4 protein-coding genes are annotated in these 4,154 nt (G+C 71.9%); 2 read left to right on the top strand and 2 right to left on the bottom strand.

The features are described 5' to 3' along the window. Both ABZV94_RS40510 and ABZV94_RS40515 read right to left on the bottom strand, forming a co-directional pair. A partial coding sequence (locus tag ABZV94_RS40510; RefSeq protein WP_356349945.1) for a maltotransferase domain-containing protein occupies positions 1-656 on the bottom strand: 656 nt, incomplete at its 3' end. A 109-nt stretch (positions 657-765) separates the two neighbouring features. Then, positions 766-1,065: a DUF5133 domain-containing protein gene (locus tag ABZV94_RS40515; protein WP_030641557.1), complete on the bottom strand. Its 300-nt coding sequence runs from the start codon at positions 1,063-1,065 to the stop codon at positions 766-768. 304 nt (positions 1,066-1,369) lie between these two features. On the opposite strand from ABZV94_RS40515, the gene ABZV94_RS40520 reads away from it, so the two are divergent. Together ABZV94_RS40520 and glgX are read left to right on the top strand one after the other, a co-directional pair. Then, positions 1,370-1,882 (top strand): pep a2, encoded by a 513-nt coding sequence (locus ABZV94_RS40520; protein WP_356349947.1) that lies wholly within the window; start codon positions 1,370-1,372, stop codon positions 1,880-1,882. Next, positions 1,879-4,023 carry a glycogen debranching protein GlgX gene (gene glgX, locus ABZV94_RS40525; RefSeq protein ID WP_356349949.1) on the top strand — a complete coding sequence of 715 codons (2,145 nt, stop codon included), beginning with the start codon at positions 1,879-1,881 and terminating at the stop codon, positions 4,021-4,023. Before ABZV94_RS40520 ends, glgX begins: the two co-directional genes overlap by 4 nt. Positions 4,024-4,154: the final 131 nt, after the last annotated feature.

The raw sequence follows: 4,154 nt of genomic DNA on the forward strand, positions 1-4,154 counted from the left end.
CCGTGCGGCTGCTCGGCGGTGCCCTCCGAACGGGGGAAGAACTCGTACCACGAACCGAACAGGGCGCGTTCACGCTCCACCAGCAACGGCATCGGGTCCGAGGCGGTGACCAACTCCCGCAACGGATACCGGGCCAGCACCGACTCCACCTCCGGCGCCAGCGCCGCCTTCAGACGGTCGTGCACCGACAGGGAGTCGTCGCCGAGGGCGTGCGCCGCGGCCAGCACCAGGGCGCGCTCGGGGCCCTTGGGCACCCCGGCGGCGGCCCGCTCGTACAACTCGGCGCCCTCCTCCAGGACCAGGCCGGTGTCGATCCCGGCCGGCACCTTCACGGACGCGGTGTGCCGCCACGTTGCCAGCGGATGGCTCCAGGCCTCCACCCGGAACGTCCAACGGCCCGTCACATGCGGGGTGATCTCCGCACCCCAGCGGTCGCTGCCCGGGGACAGCTCCCGCATCGGCGTCCAGGGGCCCCGGCGCCCCTGGGGATCACGCAGGACCACGTTCGCCCCCACGGCATCGTGCCCTTCGCGGAACACGGTGGCCGTGACCTCGAAGGTCTCCCCGGCCACCGCTTTCGCCGGGCGCCTGCCGCACTCCACGGCCGGCCGGACGTCACGTACCGGGACACGGCCGATGGCCGGGGTCCTGCGCATGTATCTCACCTCCGCCGTGCGCGGAGCCGGGCACCCGGCCCGGCTCCGCGATCCGAAAGTCGGGCCGGCGCGCGCCGGTCCCGAGAGGAACGCCTTGTACGGTGCCAGGTCAGGGGCTTGGCGCCGTGGAACGCCGCTCCGGTGGCGGCGCTCTTCTGGCCGCCCGGCGTGGCTGCGGCCGTCCGTCCTGCTCGCGCAGGTAGGTGACAAGGTTGGTGCGGAGATAGCGCTCGGCGGCGTCCGCGGCCTCGCGGGCGCAGCGTTTGCCCATCAGCACGCACAGCGTGTACCCCGAGTCCTCGAAGGTGGCCCGGACCGTGCGGTCGTGGGGCGAGGCGAGCATCACGCGCTCCCACGCCCGGTAACGCCGCAACTGCCGGGCCACTTCGGCCTTGGCGGGTAGCAGCATGACCCTCAGCCACCTTCCACGCTCTCGACTGGGCGCGTTCCCGACGGTCGGGTGGCGTCCGCGCACGGGAAGGCGCGGCACCGTTACGGCGATCGAGGCTTTCACTTATGGTGCACGCGCGACGACGCAGCGTCTTGTTGGAGCTTCAACCATTCGGGGTGTCGGGTGCTCGTGTTGCACGAATGGCGTAGTGGGCTCACCGTGGAGGTGACTCAGAAGCGATCAGCGCTCACGCTATGTGTCCGGGATCCCTCCCGGACAGGGCGAGGGGAGCGAGAGCTTCGCCGGTGAGGAGCAAGCGACGATGAAGACCGCAGTGCCCTGCTACTACCACCTCGACGTGGAAGTCAGCCCGGAACGGGTGGGACAGGTCAGCCGCATCCTGGCCGCCCACCTCCGCTACTGGGACCTCGAGAATCTCGTGGACCCCGTCTGCCGCGGCGCCGAACTGCTGCTGCGCGCGATCGACGAGCACGCGACGGACAAGCACACCTCGATCGAGATGTGGTGGAACGGCCAGCACCTCATCACCGCCTTCGGTGACGACGACCCGGACCTGCGCCCCGACCAGGACCTGCGGTCCTGCCTCGCGGACATCGCCGCGATGAGCGACGGCTGGGGCTGCTGCGCCTCGGACACCGGTAGCAAGATCATCTGGTTCTCGCAGCGCGCCCGCGCCGGGCAGCGCGTCCCGCTGGTGCCCACCGCCCCCGCGCCGACGCTGCGGGAGGGCCTCACGGTGCCGCGCGAGGAGCCGGTGGCCGTGCTCGCCGCGCCGGCGCCCGCGGGTGACGACGCCCTGGAGGGCAGCCGGTGACCGCCCGCAAGAGCCGCAAAGGGGTGCCCGTGTGGAGCGGGCACCCCTACCCGTTGGGCGCCGCCTTCGACGGCCAGGGCACCAACTTCGCCCTGTTCAGCGAGGTCGCCGAGCGCGTGGAACTGATCCTGGTCGACGACGCCGGCGCCACCACCCCGGTCCCGCTGCAGGAGGTCGACGGCTTCGTGTGGCACGCCTACCTGCCCGGCGTCGGCCCCGGCCAGCGCTACGGCTACCGGGTGCACGGCCCCTGGCAGCCCGCGTTCGGCCACCGCTGCAACCCGGCCAAGCTGCTGCTCGACCCGTACGCCCGCGCCGTGGACGGCCAGATCGACAACCACGCCTCCCTGTACGAGCGCACCCCGGACGGCCCGGCCCCGGCCGACAGCGCGGGCCACTCCATGCTCGGCGTGGTCACCGACCCGTTCTTCGACTGGGGCGACGACCGCCCGCCCCGGACGCCGTACGCGGACTCGGTGATCTACGAGGCCCACGTACGCGGCCTGACCATGACCCACCCGGACGTCCCCGAGCGGCTGCGCGGCACCTACGCCGGCCTCGCCCACCCCGCGGTGACCGAGCACCTCACCTCGCTCGGCGTGACCGCCGTCGAGCTGATGCCGGTGCACCAGTTCGTCCAGGACGGCGTGCTCCAGGACCGCGGCCTGTCCAACTACTGGGGCTACAACACCATCGGCTTCTTCGCCCCGCACAACGCCTACGCCGCCTTCGGCACCCGGGGCCAGCAGGTCAACGAGTTCAAGGCCATGGTGAAGGCGCTGCACGCGGCCGGCCTCGAAGTCATCCTCGACGTGGTCTACAACCACACCGCCGAGGGCAACGAACGGGGCCCCACGCTGTCCTTCCGGGGCATCGACAACGCGTCCTACTACCGCCTGGTCGACGGCGACTGGGCGCACTACTACGACACCACCGGCACCGGCAACAGCCTGCTGATGCGGCACCCCTACGTGCTGCAGCTCATCATGGACTCGCTGCGGTACTGGGTCACCGAGATGCACGTCGACGGCTTCCGCTTCGACCTCGCCGCCACCCTGGCCCGGCAGTTCCACGAGGTGGACCGGCTCTCGGCGTTCTTCGACCTGATCCAGCAGGACCCGGTGATCAGCCGGGTCAAGCTGATCGCCGAGCCCTGGGACGTGGGGGAGGGCGGCTACCAGGTCGGCAACTTCCCGCCGCTGTGGTCGGAGTGGAACGGCAAGTACCGGGACGCCGTACGGGACTTCTGGCGGGCCGAGCCCGGCTCGCTCGGCGAGTTCGCCTCCCGGCTCACCGGCTCCTCCGACCTCTACCAGCACAGCCGGCGCCGGCCGCGCGCGAGCGTCAACTTCGTCACCGCGCACGACGGTTTCACGCTGCGCGACCTGGTCTCGTACAACGACAAGCACAACGAGGCGAACGGCGAGGAGAACCGCGACGGCGAGAGCCACAACAGGTCCTGGAACTGCGGGGTCGAGGGCGAGACCGACGACCCGGCCGTGCTCGAACTGCGCGCCCGCCAGCAGCGCAACCTGCTGGCCACCCTGCTGCTCTCCCAGGGCATCCCGATGCTCTGCCACGGCGACGAACTCGGCCGCACCCAGCGGGGCAACAACAACGCCTACTGCCAGGACAACGAGATCTCCTGGGTGGACTGGGACCTGACCGACGAGCAGCGCTCCCTCGCCGATTTCACCCGGCGCCTGATCGCCCTGCGCGCCGCGCACCCGGTGCTGCGCCGGCGCCGCTTCTTCCGCGGTGAGACCGCGACCCACGCCAGGCAGCCGCTGCCCGACCTGATGTGGCTGCGGCCCGACGCCCGCGAGATGACCGACCGCGACTGGCAGCGCGGGGACGCGCACACGGTCGCGGTGTTCCTCAACGGGGACGCCATCGCCGAACGCGACTCCTACGGCCGCCGCATGATCGACGACTCCTTCCTGCTGCTCGTCAACGGCTACTGGGAACCGGTCGTCTTCCGCCTGCCCGACGACTCCTTCGGCGAGCGCTGGACCACCGTGATCGACACCGCCGACCCCGAGGGCCTGCCCGACGAACGCGAACGCAAGGCGGGCACGAAGGTCCGCGTGGAGGCGCGCAGCCTGGTCCTGCTGTCCCGCCCGTCGCGCACCGCCGGCTAGGGAACCGACCGACAAGACGGCGCCGCACCCCGGCGGGGGGGGGGGGGCGGCGGTTAGGGGCGCCGGCGCAACCCCGCCCGGCGGGCGGGAACCGGGACAGCCCGCCCGCCCGATCGCGCCCGGGGGCCCCG

It is taken from the genome of Streptomyces sp. NPDC004658 (assembly GCF_040609555.1).
Lineage (GTDB): Bacteria > Actinomycetota > Actinomycetes > Streptomycetales > Streptomycetaceae > Streptomyces.

Excerpts from the sequence above, each read along its gene's own strand:
- ABZV94_RS40515 (WP_030641557.1), bottom strand. The coding sequence starts at position 1,065 with ATGCTGCTACCCGCCAAGGCCGAAGTGGCCCGGCAGTTGCGGCGTTAC.
- ABZV94_RS40520 (WP_356349947.1), top strand. The coding sequence starts at position 1,370 with ATGAAGACCGCAGTGCCCTGCTACTACCACCTCGACGTGGAAGTCAGC.